Source organism: Pseudoalteromonas sp. B62 (genome assembly GCF_037162565.1).
GTDB classification, from domain to species: domain Bacteria; phylum Pseudomonadota; class Gammaproteobacteria; order Enterobacterales; family Alteromonadaceae; genus Pseudoalteromonas; species Pseudoalteromonas fuliginea.
Genome location: NZ_JARLVB010000002.1, coordinates 2634463 through 2648454, shown reverse-complemented (window position 1 = coordinate 2648454; position 13992 = coordinate 2634463). Strand labels below are relative to the sequence as shown.

11 protein-coding genes are annotated in these 13992 nt (G+C 38.8%); 10 read left to right on the top strand and 1 reads right to left on the bottom strand.

Annotated features, from left to right (window positions below):
- The first annotated feature begins 231 nt into the window (after positions 1 to 231).
- The 8 genes from P4S71_RS16425 to P4S71_RS16390 all read left to right on the top strand — a co-directional run bounded on the left by P4S71_RS16425 (position 232) and on the right by P4S71_RS16390 (position 8449).
- Positions 232 to 1560, top strand: coding sequence for a GH1 family beta-glucosidase (locus tag P4S71_RS16425; protein ID WP_096792920.1), 1329 nt, complete (start codon positions 232 to 234; stop codon positions 1558 to 1560).
- Between the two features lie 46 nt (positions 1561 to 1606).
- Positions 1607 to 2929 carry an MFS transporter gene (locus P4S71_RS16420; protein ID WP_337151043.1) on the top strand — a complete coding sequence of 441 codons (1323 nt, stop codon included), beginning with the start codon at positions 1607 to 1609 and terminating at the stop codon, positions 2927 to 2929.
- 23 nt (positions 2930 to 2952) lie between these two features.
- Positions 2953 to 3957, top strand: coding sequence for a LacI family DNA-binding transcriptional regulator (locus P4S71_RS16415; RefSeq protein ID WP_337151042.1), 1005 nt, complete (start codon positions 2953 to 2955; stop codon positions 3955 to 3957).
- Positions 3958 to 4093: 136 nt separating this feature from the next.
- Positions 4094 to 5422 (top strand): IS4 family transposase, encoded by a 1329-nt coding sequence (locus P4S71_RS16410; RefSeq protein WP_442961686.1) that lies wholly within the window; start codon positions 4094 to 4096, stop codon positions 5420 to 5422.
- Positions 5423 to 5637: 215 nt separating this feature from the next.
- Complete coding sequence (locus tag P4S71_RS16405; RefSeq protein WP_337151041.1) at positions 5638 to 6714, top strand: hypothetical protein; 1077 nt, start codon at positions 5638 to 5640, stop codon at positions 6712 to 6714.
- Complete coding sequence (locus P4S71_RS16400; RefSeq protein WP_337151040.1) at positions 6707 to 6919, top strand: AAA family ATPase; 213 nt, start codon at positions 6707 to 6709, stop codon at positions 6917 to 6919. Before P4S71_RS16405 ends, P4S71_RS16400 begins: the two co-directional genes overlap by 8 nt.
- On the top strand, positions 6903 to 7319 hold the full coding sequence (locus P4S71_RS16395; protein WP_337151039.1) for a hypothetical protein: 417 nt from the start codon (positions 6903 to 6905) through the stop codon (positions 7317 to 7319). Before P4S71_RS16400 ends, P4S71_RS16395 begins: the two co-directional genes overlap by 17 nt.
- A gap of 47 nt (positions 7320 to 7366) precedes the next feature.
- Positions 7367 to 8449 carry a hypothetical protein gene (locus P4S71_RS16390; protein WP_337151038.1) on the top strand — a complete coding sequence of 361 codons (1083 nt, stop codon included), beginning with the start codon at positions 7367 to 7369 and terminating at the stop codon, positions 8447 to 8449.
- 91 nt (positions 8450 to 8540) lie between these two features.
- Here P4S71_RS16390 and P4S71_RS16385 read toward each other — a convergent pair whose 3' ends face one another.
- Positions 8541 to 10676: a 2Fe-2S iron-sulfur cluster-binding protein gene (locus tag P4S71_RS16385; RefSeq protein ID WP_337151037.1), complete on the bottom strand. Its 2136-nt coding sequence runs from the start codon at positions 10674 to 10676 to the stop codon at positions 8541 to 8543.
- Positions 10677 to 11070: 394 nt separating this feature from the next.
- Between P4S71_RS16385 and nirB the strand changes: the two genes are divergently transcribed.
- Positions 11071 to 13644, top strand: a complete 2574-nt coding sequence (nirB, locus tag P4S71_RS16380) for a nitrite reductase large subunit NirB (RefSeq protein ID WP_337151036.1) — start codon at positions 11071 to 11073, stop codon at positions 13642 to 13644.
- Positions 13631 to 13984, top strand: coding sequence for a nitrite reductase small subunit NirD (gene nirD / locus P4S71_RS16375; RefSeq protein ID WP_337151035.1), 354 nt, complete (start codon positions 13631 to 13633; stop codon positions 13982 to 13984). The genes nirB and nirD overlap by 14 nt, the downstream gene beginning before the upstream one ends.
- Positions 13985 to 13992 lie beyond the last annotated feature (8 nt).

Genomic DNA, 13992 nt, shown 5'->3' with positions numbered 1-13992 from the left:
AGCTGCTCTGTTGCAGTTTTCAGCTGTCTTTAAACCATCCAGAAGCATTAAAGAGTTGACCTAAGAATTAATAAACACTAACCTTAAATGTAAGCGCTTTCATATGCAATTAAATACGAACAAGCTGTATATTTCAACACTTTTTATTTTTTGTACCACGCATACAGCATTAATTAAATAAAAACACAGGGCTGATCTCTCTGTAAATGACCAACAAAAGGTTTGTTATTAATGACAAAATTATCACTACCGCCCCATTCACCGCTTTTATCTAAAAACTTTGTGTACGGTGTGGCCACGGCTTCTTTTCAAATAGAAGGCGGATCACAAGATCGTCTCCCATGTATTTGGGACACTTTTTGCGATACGCCCAATAAAATAGTCGATAGCTCAAACGGTCATACCGCGTGCGATCACTATAACCTTTGGCGTGATGATATAGACCTTATTGAGTCACTTGGCGTAGATGCTTACAGGCTTTCTATTTCATGGCCGCGCGTGATGACCCAAGACGCAAAGTTAAATCCTGTAGGCGTGAAGTTTTATACTGATATTTTAGATGAGCTAAAACGTCGCAATATTAAAGCCTTTGTTACTTTGTACCACTGGGATTTACCGCAACATCTTGAAGATGAAGGCGGATGGCTTAACAGACAAACAGCTTACGCTTTTGAGCATTACGTAAATTTAATTACCAAAGCCTTTGGCGATCGCGTTCACTCTTATGCCACACTGAATGAACCATTTTGTAGTGCGTTTTTAGGTTACGAAATTGGTATCCATGCCCCAGGTAAAGTGGGTAAAGAATATGGTCGTAAAGCAGCGCACCATTTATTATTAGCCCACGGACTCGCTATGAGCGTATTAAAGCAAAACTCGCCTAATACTTTAAATGGCATAGTGCTAAACTTTACGCCGTGTTATAGCCTAACTCAAAGTGATGAAGACTTAAAAGCCACTGCATTTGCAGACGACTACCTTAATCAGTGGTATATCAAACCAATAATTGATGCCCAATACCCCGATATAATTAATCAATTACCATTAAACCATCAGCCTGAGATTCTTGAGGGCGATATGGAACTAATTTCTCAATCTATTGATTACTTAGGTATTAACTTTTATACCCGCCAAGTTTATAAAGCGCACCCTACTGACATTTATGAGCCTATTGCACCTATGGGCCCGCTAACTGATATGGGGTGGGAAATTTATCCGCAATCGTTCACTGACTTGCTCGTATCGCTTAATAAAACATACACCTTACCGCCTATTTATATAACCGAAAATGGTGCAGCAATGCCCGATACGTATAATAATGGTGAAGTTAACGACTTAGACCGTTTAAGTTATTATAATACTCATTTAAACGCGGTTCATAATGCAATTGAACAAGGTGTTGTTATACATGGCTACTTTGCTTGGAGCTTAATGGATAACTTTGAATGGGCAGAAGGCTATTTAAAACGTTTTGGTATTGTGTATGTAGATTATAAAACCCAGCAACGCACTATTAAAAACAGTGGCTTAGCTTATAAAGAACTCATCTCTAAAAGATAAGAGCATACCCATAACTAAAAACAAGTATAAAGCGGGATAAATAATCATGGTCAGTGTAAAAGAAAAAATAGCGTATGGCTTAGGCGACACCGCCAGTAATATTATTTTTCAAACAGTTATGATGTTTTTAATGCTGTACTACACAGACGTAGTGGGTTTATCACCCGCTGTTGTCGGTACTATGTTTTTAGCAGTACGTATTTTTGATGCCGTAACCGACCCATTAATGGGCAACCTTGCTGACAAAACACATACGCGCTGGGGGCACTTTCGCCCCTACCTACTTTGGCTTTCACTTCCTTTTGCTATTATTAGTATTTTAGCGTTTACTACGCCTGATTTAGAAGGCACCGATAAAATAATTTACGCCTTTACTACTTACACACTACTTATGGTGGCTTACACCGCTATCAATATTCCTTATTGTGCACTGGGCGGTGTACTTACAAGCGACGCAAAAGAGCGCGTGACTATTCAGTCTTACCGCTTTGTATTTGGTATGTTAGGCGGCGTAATAGTAGCGGGTTGTACTATGCCAATGGTTGAGTACTTTGGCCAAGGCGATGCAGCTAAGGGCTATCAATACACCATGACTGCAATGAGCATTTTAGGCTTTGTACTTTTTTTACTTTGTTTTTTAGGCACAAAAGAGCGTATACAACAGCCAAAAGAGCAAAACATTCCTTTTGCCCAAAGTGTTAAAGCATTAATTAAAAACGATCAATGGCGAACGCTTTGCTTAGCGGCGTTCTTTTTACTTACCGGTCAAGTATTAAGGCTTACGCTTGCTGTTTACTACGTAAAATACTATTTAGGTCGAGACGATTTAATCACCTTATTTATGACACTAGGCGTTGCAGCAAGCATGGTAGGTTGTGCTTTAGCTCAACCGCTTGCAAAGCGCTTTTGTAAAATAAAAGCCTATATAAGCTTACAAGTTATTGCTGCCGCTATTTGTGGTTTTAGCTACTTTATTAGTAAAGATCAATTAGTACTCGCATTTACTGCCTTTATTTTATGGAAATTCTTTTTAGATATGGCAACCCCGTTGTTGTGGGCCAAAATGGCCGACACCATAGATTACGGGCATGAAAAAACAGGTGTACGCATTACGGGTTTAGTTTATTCAGGCGTCATATTTTTTATTAAAATGGGCGTGGCGGTAGGCGGCGCAATTGCAGGCTGGTTGTTATCTTTTTACAGCTATCAGGCCGATGCAGTACAAACACTTGATACTCAACACGGTATTTTACTTTCATTTACTGTCTTGCCTGCTTTTGGATCTTTATTTGTTGCCTACATAATGAAAAAATATACACTGACTAATCAGGTTGTTGAAAATATTCAATCTAAACTAACAACTAGTTAAGGATAAGCGAGTGAACAAATAACATGGCAACAATTTATCAAGTCTCAGAGCTTGCGGGCGTATCGTTAGCCACCGTTTCTCGCGTGATGAACAAAAATACCCGTGTAAGCGATAAAACCAAACAAAAAGTGCTTGATGCCATGGAGCAGCTTGGCTACAAGCCTAACTCAATAGCGCAATCTTTAGCCTCTAACTGTACTAACAGTGTCGGTATTTTAGTGTCTGAGTTACATGGTCCTTTCTTTGCCCAAATGATGGCAGGTATTGAGTCGGAGCTTCGTGCTGCGGGTAAACACGTTATTATTACCACCGGGCACAGTGAAGAAGACAAAGAACAAGAAGGCATTGAGTTTTTAATTAGCAGGCGCTGCGATGCTATTATTTTGCACGTAGAAGCCGTTTCAGACGACTACCTAATAAAACTAAGTAAAGGCTCTACGCCCGTTTATTTAATGAGCCGTTACGTAGAGCAATTAAAAGATAACTGTATCAGTTTAGATAATCAATTAGGTGGCTACCTAGCCACTAAATCTATATTAAATCAAGGCCATACACAAATAGCGTACATTGCAGGTCCGCAGTTTAAAGCCGATGCTTTTAACCGCTTAGAGGGTCATAAACAAGCACTCGCAGAGGCTGGTATTAAATTTGATCCTGCGCTTTTTTATATTGGCGATTTTAACGAAACCGGTGGTAGTGAAGGCTTAAAACATTTTATTGATGAAAAGCTCAGCTTTACTGCACTGGTGTGCGCCAATGACGAAATGGCTTCCGGTGCTATGAAATATGCTCGAGAGCACGGTTATAATTTACCAAACGATTTATCGATTGTTGGATTTGATAACGTTATTTTTGCAAACTATCTGTACCCTACACTCACGACCATAGATAATCCGGTCGGGAAAATGGGCGAAATGGCCGCTAAATTAGTGCTTAAAGATGTTTATCAAAATAAAAACCTTGTTATAAATCGCTTTTTTGAACCCACTTTAATGCAGCGCGATTCATCTGCACCACTTATTAAATAAAGACTAAAAGCAAATACTAATTTTGGTACAAAAAAGCGGCTAAATGCCTAATGCCGATCAGTTAAGAAAATGGCCGGTTGACCGATCCAAACGATCATGCAAAATCCGTAATAGGAAACTAACTACGGATTTTTTTGTGAATATAGAACAAGCACTGCAAGCAACACTTGAAGAAAGCAGCCGATACCATACCTTTGAAAAATTATCAGAAATTCTTGACCCTGAAATCATTGAACAAGGCTTTCAACAAGCTGGGATTGCAACCGTTCGTAAGCGAAGATTACCGCTTGAGGCCGTTTTGTGGTCAGTTATTGGCATGGCATTGTTTCGAAAAGAATCGGTTTGGAATATCGCTAATAAGCTAGATATCATGTTACCTGGCAAGAACCAACTCGTTGCTCCAAGTGCGATGGTACAGGCGAGACAAAGGTTAGGTGATGATTCCGTTAAACACGTTTCCAATAAATCTGCTCAATCAATGTATAAGCAACAGTCATTCGAAACATGGAATGGTTTGAACCTATTAGCTGTTGACGGTGTTGTTTGGCGAACAGCCGACACGCCTGATAATCGTAAAGCCTTCTCTTCTGGTAGCAACCAATACGGTGATACAGCCTTTCCTCAAATACGCATGGTCTGTCATATGGAATTGACCAGCCATCAACTGCTCAGTAGCGAGTTTGATAACTATAAAACCAACGAGATGAAATTAGCTGAGCGTTTAATTGAACGTACACCGGATAATTCACTGACTATGTTTGATAAAGGATATTATTCTTTAGGCCTGTTAAATCGTTGGCACCAAACTGGAAAAATGAGGCACTGGCTGATACCAGCAAGACCCGACTTACAGTATGAAATCATCTCCAGCGCGGGTAAAAATGACCATATCATTGAATTGAAAACAACAAAGCATGCACAAAAAAACTTTCCCGATGTTCCTGAAACGATTAAAGCGAGATTAATCAGTAAAACAATAAAGGGTAAAAGCTACCGTATACTAACCTCGATGACGGATAGATTGCGTTATCCAGGTAATGAAATAGTTGAATTATATTGTCATCGTTGGGAGATAGAACTTGGGTTTAGAGAAATCAAACAAACCATGCTTGATAGCGCATATCATTTGAGAAGTAAACGTCCAGACATGGTGCGTCAGGAGCTATGGGGCGTGTTACTCGCCTATAATTTAATACGAAGAATAATGACGATGGCGGCGACAGTTACAGGGATATGGCCTAACCAGCTTAGTTTCTCTAGCAGTTCGATGGCTGTCATTCAGTATTTCTCGTCAGTATCTATAATGAGTCCAGGGAATATTCCAATACACTGGCGGCACTTACTCAATACACTGGTCTTATTTAAGCTTCCAGCTAGACGAGAGGATAGAAGATACCCCCGATGGGTTAAGCCAAAACCATCTAAGTATCCCCATAAAAAGAAAAATGCCAGTCAGCTTAACTGACTGGCATTAGGCTATTGAGCCTCTTTTTTTGTGCTTGATTAAGTGGAATCTGAATTCAGTGGTAATATTTATAATTGGTAATAGGTTACGCTATTTGTTATTAATACATATTCACAATATAGGGACATTGTCATGTGAAAATTAGAGAAATGTCCTAGTAAACAGTTAGCTTAATTTGAAAATCATGAATCAAACAATAATCATGGAAGTATATTATGGTAAGTAGTAATTCAGGTGTAGAAGGTGGATCAGGGTATTCATTTCAGCGTTGTTGTGTTGTTTTTCTATTATTTGAAGGCTATGAAACCATAAACTTAGAAAATTATTTTATTTGCTTGGAGCACCATGAAGATTTTCTATTCGCATTTTTGGATGAAAATCGTCACTTACAAAAGGTTGATACTTACCAAGCAAAAAAATCAAGGGATGACTGGAAAACAGATAATGACCTTTGTGAAATAATTGGGAAAATGACGATGGTAGGTAAGGAGCTTATCAGTGATCCTTATGGCAAATCTAATGATTACCAACACACATTGAATTTTCTTACCAATCGAAATGTACTCTTAACAAGTAAGCAAGAAAAAGGGATTAAACAAGATAAAGTTAAAGTCCAAGTTTCAAATAGACGCAAAAAATACTCTGATTTAACGGACAAAATTAAGGCAAACATTGAACCAAGGATTTGCCAATCAATACTTGAATGCACTCAATTAGAGAACGTTCATTTTCAATATATTGATTTTGCTCAAAGCTACCAGAGCTGGCAAAGAGAGCTCAAAGGTTTATCTATGGAGCACTTTGGTAAAGAGGTGAATGACCATGAGGCTGTCATTTCTTCTTTAATGCGGTTATTGGAAGATGCTGAGCAAACATATAATAATGACAATAAAGTTCTTTTATCAGACTCGAGTAAAAGAGTAACCAAGCAAAAAATAAATGAAACTTTCAATATGTTTACTGAAAGTAAAAAATCTTTTGATTTTTGGAGGCAATACTCAGAACAAATTTCTAGTGAACTCAATTTAAAACTACCAATACGCCGAAGAGCAAAAGAGTTGCTAGAGAACTGTTTTGATTACTTTAAGGATATTCAGCAAATAGAATATCGTAAAATTTACAAATTTGTTGAAACAAGAACCGATATTGATGAAAAACACACCAATGAAGCGGATTGTATTGTAGATTTATATCACTGTTATCAAAAAGAATTCCAGCCTAGATTAGAAAGCTACATGGTGTCATTCGCCGTAATTGCAGCATATGTAGAAACAAGAGGAATGTATGCCTAAGTTAATTTTAAAAAGTTTATTGGTTTATTCTCCTAATGGTGAGAAAGGCTTTCATACAGAATTCAGTGATTCAGTGAATATTGTTCATGGTCGAAATACTTCGGGGAAAAGCACGCTTATTCAATCAGTTATTTATGCGATGGGGATAAATGACTCAAAAGACAATTTGAATGATATTAACGGCGAGGATGTTTTTTCGACTTGATTGTGTACTAGAGAAATCTGAAGAAATTTGTAATCTTGTATTTGTACGGTCTAATGATACGTTAGTTTTACAAAAAGGAAATGAACCCCCTGTTAGGTTTGACGGAATTAACAGTAATAACTCTTATGAGTACATTAGATACAAAGAGCTTTTTTCAAAGTTAATAGGTTTTGATTTGGTTTTACAAAAGCAAGCTGAATTAATAGGTGCGCCATTAGAAGCCGCACTATTACCGTATTACATATCCCAATCTGTAGGATGGGTATATATACGTGAGTCAATAGGTGATTATAGATTTTATAAAGACTTCAAATTCGACTATTTGGATTACTATTGTGGTATTAAAAATGACCACAAAAGAATTATTAAATACAACCTTGAAAAAGAAAAAAGGAATTAAGTTTCGAATTAAAACAACTTGATTCTTATGAAGTTAAAAATGAAGAGTTGAAAATATCAAAATTACTTGATGAACGTTTTAAAGGTGAGGCTGAAAACTACCTTGAAGGCTACCAATATTTAAGCAAAGAATTATCAGAAAAAGAAGCAGAACATACGAAGCTATGTAATAAAATGAGTATGTTGAGGGGCAGGCAGAGGGTATTATCTCAAATAATATCGAACATAAAAAATCAAAAGCCAAAAATTGATCAGTGTCCCACCTGTGACCAAAGTTTACCAGGTGATTTGAAAGAGTTTTATAGCTATAGCCAAGATATTAACGATGCTTTAAAAGAAAAGGGCAGAGTAAAAGAGCACATTAAAAACAACGCAACGAAGTTGAACTCAGTTGAAAAACTTATAACTTCTTTAAGAATTAAAATAGAGAAGGATTATGGGGTTTTACGACGTTTAAAATCGGATAATATTACATTTGATTCTTGGCTGAATCATAATGCCAACTTACAAATGTTAAAAAATATTTCTATCAAAAAAGCTGCATGTGAAAAAAGAATTAACGGAATTAATATTGATATAGATAAGCTTGGGAGCGGTGTTGATATTGACTCCTTGAGAAAAGTTAAGGAAAGAGAGTTCATTTCTATATTTAAACGTAAAGTTTCAGCGTTAGGTGTTAAATTACCAAAAGAAGCCAAATATCAGGCTCTGTATTCTTTAAATTCATTCCCGTATCAGGGCGTAGAGCTACACCAGTTGTTAATGGCTTATAACTTCTCGTTCTACGAAATGGTCATGAAAAACTCTACTATTCATAGCTTTCCATTTCTTCTTGATGCGGTTTTTAAAGAAGATATTGATTCGGAGAGCAGAAGTAATATTTTCAAATTTCTTTCTCATGAAACTAAATCCAGTGGGCAAGTTGTTTTTTCTGTCGCGGAGTACAAGGGAGATGAAACTTCATCTAATCCTCTTTTTAATATTGAAAACATTAAAAGTGAATACTTTTCTCCTACCACAAAATTGATCTGTATTGGAGACAGTAAAACCAAGCGTTCATTTTTATCCGATACAGCTTTAATAGATAGTGTGTTAATTAACGATACTATAAGTTTGTTAGAAGTAGTCTAATTGTAGTATCACAGTGATTTTATCATCTCATTAAGAACTAGTTATTAATGAGATGTGATATGCCTATCTACAAGTAGAATTACCTCAAGCTTTACAGCTCTAAATCAAGCTCATCAACGCCTTTGGCGGGTACGGCGCAGCAAATTAGCGCCTGCCCTGTCTCTACTGGGTAACTTACGTTATTGCGATAAACCACAGCGCCTGCATTTATTTTTACAGCGCAACTGCCGCAGTTGCCGTTTCGACAGCCAAATTCAGGTTCTAAACCATGGGATTCGGCTACATTTAGTATAGTGTTATCGCCTTTATTCCAGCGTTGTTCAAAGCCCGATTTACTGAATTTAATTACGGTGTTGTCGGCTTCCTCAGTGCTAATCTCTTTGCTTTTATTAGGCGCTTCGCTTGTGTTAAGCACTTTGCGCTTAATACTGAAGGGTCCAAATGCTTCAGCAAATATATTTTTATCCTGCACACCGAGCAATAACAGCTCGTTATATACGTGCTGCATAAACGCTTGCGGTCCGCATAAAAAGAACTCGTAATCATCAAGTGGTAAATAATACCTAAACACATCCGCATTTATGCGCCCTTTTAAATCAAAGCTCTTATCTTTTAAATCAAAACCGTCGCCTTGTTTTTCACTAAGCTCTGGCTGAGATAAAAGTGAGTAGTAATCAATTGCCCCGCCACTGTTATCTGCAAGCGTTTTTAGCTCGTTATAAAACGCTTGCTGTTGGGTGTTTTTAGCACTGTGAAAAATATGCAAAGGGCGTGTATAGCGGGTTCTTAACCCTTCGTGTGCAATATGTTTAGCCATTGAGATCATAGGTGTAATGCCTATTCCGCCACCAATGAGTACCGCAGGTTTGGCATTGGTTGGATCAATAAAAAACTGCCCTTGTGGATATTTAGCTAAAATAACGTCGCCTACTTTTACATTATTATGAAAGTAGTGTGACACCTCACCGCTGAGCTCTTTTTTAATCGATAACCGATAAAATAGTTCATGAGGGCTTGATGAAACGGTGTAGGTTCTAATAACAGGTTTGCTATTACTGTTATTGCTATTGCTACGACTTTTACTTGGTATTTGGACCGTTAAGTGCTGCCCAGCTTTAAACGGTAACAAGGTTGTATTGTTATGCCCTTCTAAATAAAAGGAGGTAATTACATTACTTTCTTTTATTATTTTGGTTACCTTTAAAGGCTGCCACGTATGTTTTAGTTTTTCTGCTTGTTTATTTTTATCAGCTTCAAGCCATGTGCCTGTCATTTTAGTGTTAGGTGAGTAAGCATCAAATTTAGCACTAAACGGGAGTAAGTTTTTAAGCCACATTCCTTTAGTGAGGGTAAATTTCCAGCCTCGGTCTGCGCCAATAAAGCCTTCAAGCTCTGGGTGCCCGTCCCATAAAATTTCAACGCTACCGGTAAGCATTAATACATTACCCGTGTCAAAATCAGGAAATAACAAACCTGCTTTTGGGTTTAATAAAAAGTTACCCAAGGTATTAAAAAAATTGTTACCTGCGTAATCAGGAATCGTTAATGTGTTGCCTTCTCGCTTTACAAAGCCCGGCAACCCACCACGGTGAGAAACATCAACACCTTCAATTTCTGGGTTGTTTTTTGCGGTTATAAAACTCGATACAAAAAATGTATCGGTGGTGTCAATTAACACACCAGCTGCGTTATCAAGTGTAGTAAATTCAACTTTTTGCAGTGCATTACTTTTAAGTAAAGGGTTTGTGTTAAACACTAAGTCGCGCGTTTGAATATACTGCGGGCAATTTCCAAAGGATTGATCAACACTAAAACTCACCTGATTATCACTAATTACCTCATTTACGCGCACATTTAAACGGTTACGCCTACGCGTGCTCAGCTCAATGCCTAATAAACCAATTGGCGAGCCGGCAATATTTAACGTGTTATGTAAGGGGTCGTTTTTATCAACCGCGTGGGTCATTAATAACGACGTGGGTGTGGGGGAGTTTAAAAAACCTGGCTGCCCTGAAACAATAGATACCCACACATCGGCGTTTTCATCAACACTGCCTGCAACCACAAATGGTAACTGCTCAAAAAAGGCTTGATGCTGCTTTGGCATAAATGAGCGCACAGCACGTTTGCCAAATGTTGCCATTATTTCTCGTTTACCGAGTTTATCTTGTATTGCCAGCTCGCCTTCATGAAAAGGTGAAGCATCTGTTGAGTTTGTGTTAGTCATTTTGCTTGTAATTCGTGTGCGTATTTTATGGGCTAAATTTAACTCAATACACAATGAATGATAATGGGTGTTTTATTGACTGATAATGCACAATACAATGACAATACTTGCACCCTCTTAGTGCCAGGCGCGCACCAACATATGTCAAAACGGGTTTTTCATTCACTCTAAAAAAACATTAAATACTATTTAAACAACAACTTAAAAAACTGGCTATGTTTTTGCAAACACTATATTAACAAGCCAGTTTTATTTACGGCAAAAATTTAGGTTGTTGGCACTATAGCTATTAGCAACCATCGGCAAAGAAGCCCGCACACAATTATGCATAATGCGTATTTGTGGCGGGCTTTTTTGTTAATTGTATTTAAACCGTCACTTTAAGGAATGCCCTATGCAAACCTCGCAAAAAATACTCATTATTGGTAATGGTATGGTCGGACACCACTTTGTTGAGCAAATGCGCCAAAGCGATGCCAACGCAGACATTACTGTACTTTGCGGAGAAGCAAATCTTGCATACGATCGCGTGTACTTATCAAGTGTATTTGATGGCAAAACAGCCGCTGATTTAGCACTTACAACTCACGACAACTATAAACAACTCAATATTAATGTGCATACCAGCCAGTGGGTTGAAGGCATTGATAGAACAGCAAAAATAGTGACCACATTAACCGGTGAGCAATACCCGTACGACAAACTTGTACTCGCTACAGGGTCATTTCCGTTTGTGCCGCCTATAAAAGGTAACGACCAACCCCATTGTTTGGTGTATCGCACATTAGAAGATTTAGAACAAATAAAAGCCAGTGCCGCTGTAAGTAAAAGCGGTGTTGTTATTGGTGGTGGTTTGCTGGGACTTGAAGCCGCAAACGCCATTAAGCAACTAGGGCTTGATACCCACGTAGTTGAATTTGCGCCACAACTTATGGCTGTTCAACTTGATGGACAAGGCGGTACGCTACTAAAAAATAAAATAGAAAAACTCGGCGTAACAGTACATACATCAAAAGCAACCAGCGAAATAGTAAAAGGCGAAACGAGCCGCTTTAGATTAAACTTTTCGGATGAGACATTTTTAGAAACAGATCTGATTTTGTTCTCTGCCGGTATTCGCCCGTATGATCAGCTAGGTAAAATTGCTGATTTAGAACTCGGTGAACGCGGCGGTATTATTATTAATAACCAATGCCAAACATCTGATCCTGATATTTTAGCCATTGGTGAATGTGCCCTGTGGGACAAAAAACTATTTGGCTTAGTAGCACCGGGTTACAACATGGCGCGCGTTGCAGCGAGTCAATTAAGTGGCGGCGAGCTTGAGTTTTTAGGTGCTGATATGAGCACAAAACTTAAGTTATTAGGCGTAGAAGTAGGCTCAATTGGCGACGCTCACGCAAAAACGCCAGACTGTAAAGAGCTTATATACCAAGATGCTATTCGCGGCTGTTATAAGAAAATTATACTAAGTGAAAAAGGTGATAAATTACTGGGCGCTGTACTAGTTGGCGATACCAGCGATTACGATACTTTATTACAGTACATGCTTAACGACATGGACTTACCAGAAAACCCTGAGTGTTTAATTTTACCAGACAGCGGCGGAGCGCCGTCGTTATCGGGCAGTGCCCTACCCGACACCGCCACTATTTGTTCGTGTCACAATGTGAGTAAAGGCGACATTGTAGGCGCGATTGATGGCGGCTCGTGCGATTTAGCATCGGTAAAATCATGTACTAAAGCAGCAAGTGGCTGTGGTGGTTGTGCAGCGTTATTAAAATCTGTTGTTGATAACGAATTAGCAAGTCGCGGTGTTGAAGTAAATAACCATGTATGTGAGCACTTTGCGTATTCACGCCAAGAACTACTGCACATGGTGAAAGTAGAAAGCATTAAAAGCTTTGATGACTTACTGGCTAAGCATGGCAGTGGTCATGGCTGTGAAATATGTAAACCTGCCATTGGCTCAATTTTAGCCTCAACATGGAACGACTTTATTTTAGAGCCCGCCCATGTTGGCTTGCAAGACACTAACGATACCTACCTCGCAAATATGCAAAAAGATGGTTCGTACTCTGTAGTACCGCGTATTGCTGGTGGCGAAATAACCCCCGACAAACTCATTGTAATAGGACAAGTAGCAAAAGACTTTAACCTGTACTGCAAAGTCACTGGCGGTCAACGTATTGATTTATTTGGTGCGCGCTTAGAAGAGCTTCCTGTTATTTGGGAGCGACTTATAGAAGCCGGATTTGAGACCGGTCATGCCTATGGTAAGTCTCTTAGAACCGTTAAATCGTGTGTGGGTAGTACGTGGTGTCGTTATGGTGTGCAAGACAGCGTTGGACACGCAATAGAAATAGAAAACCGCTACAAAGGGTTACGTGCACCGCATAAATTTAAAATGGCGGTATCGGGTTGTACCCGCGAATGCGCCGAAGCACAAAGTAAAGATATTGGCATTATAGCCACCGAAAACGGCTGGAACTTGTACGTATGTGGTAATGGCGGTATGCGCCCTCGCCATGCTGATTTATTTGCGACCGATTTAGACACGCCAACACTGATTAAATACATTGACCGCGTAATTATGTTTTACATTAAAACGGCTGACAAATTACAGCGTACATCGGTATGGATGGAAAATCTTGAGGGCGGTTTAGACTACCTTAAAAGCGTAGTAATTGACGACAGCTTAGGTATTTGCGACGAGTTAGAAGCGCAAATGGAATTAATTACACAAACCTATGCGTGTGAGTGGAAAAAAGCCATTGAAAGCCCAAATGCTGCCAAACGATTCCGCCAGTTTGTTAATAGCCCCGAAACCGACGACAACATTTTATTTGTGCAAGAGCGTAACCAAATTCGCCCTGCTACAGAAGCCGAAAAACGTGAGCAACGTAATACACAAAACCGTATCCCAGTAATGGAAGTTGAACAGGAGCAAGCTGATGTCTTGGCATAATATTGGAACAATCGACAACCTAGTGGCTAATAGCGGCGTATGCGCATTAGTTAATAATCAGCAAGTGGCTATTTTTTACATGCCAGAAAATCCAACGGCTGTGTTTGCCATTAGCAACTACGACCCGATTGGCAAAGCCAATGTATTGTCGCGTGGCATTATTGGCTCAATCGACAATAAATTAGTTGTCGCATCGCCTTTATATAAGCAACACTTTTGCCTAGAAACAGGCGAATGTTTAGAAGCAGAAGCAATACACTTACCGGTTTTTAATGCAAAAATTGAAGACGGCAGTGTATTTATAAGCTCTGAACCAAAAGTTACAACAGCAGTGGCTTAAGGGAATAG